The organism is Acidovorax sp. FG48 (assembly GCF_057809085.1).
Window position 1 is genome coordinate 1 of record NZ_JBMDJH010000054.1, and the last position, 781, is coordinate 781.

Genomic DNA, 781 nt, shown 5'->3' on the forward strand with positions numbered 1-781 from the left:
GGGTTTGCGAGGAAGGTGGAGCAGGCCTATGCCATGATGTTCGACGCTTGGGAGATGCGTGAGCGACCCATATCACGAGAGCCCGAATTGGCGCATGTACAGGCGCTAGTGGATATGTTCCTTCAACATCGATCAGCCGAAGGCTGTGCCGCTGCGCGACAGTTGACCGCTGACTATCCGGAATACGGATATGGCTGGAGACTGTTGGGAGCCTTCTTGCAGCAGCAAGGAGCAATCCAGGAGGCTTTGTCAGCCAAGCAGCGTGCAGTCGCCTTGCTGCCTGACGATGTAGAGGCGCACTTCAATTTGGGGCTGGCCTTTGCAGCCGTAGGAAATGACGAGGCCGCTGCCGCCTCGTTCCACAGGGTTGTGGAATTGCAGCCGCAGGATGCGCAGGCCCTGTGCCATTTAGGGACCGCTCAGGAAGCGCAGGGCAAGTGGGCGGAAGCTGAAGGGTCTTATCGGGCGGCGCTCAAGGTCACTCCGGACATGGTGAATGCAATGGTGAGCCTCGGAGGGGTTCTGGAGCGCATAGACCGTGTGGAGGAGGCGCGCTCTATTCTTTTGCATGCCTTGCAGCTGCAGCCAAATCTTGCGTCGATTCACCACAATCTGGGTATTTTGGAGCGCAGGCGTGGTGATGTGCTCAAAGCAGAGCAGTTGTATTTGCAAGCGCTCGAACTGGAGCCTGGCAATCAGCATGTTTGGGAGAACCGGCTGTTCGCCCTGAACTACCACCCGGACAAGAGCGGGGAGGAGATTTACGCGGCGTACGAGGAGT

General features: G+C 58.1%; 1 protein-coding gene. It reads left to right on the forward strand.

What is annotated here, in order from left to right:
- Positions 1–33 precede the first annotated feature (33 nt).
- Positions 34–781: tetratricopeptide repeat protein (locus tag ACODSU_RS25285; RefSeq protein WP_488845719.1), on the forward strand; the 748-nt coding region annotated here is incomplete at its 3' end.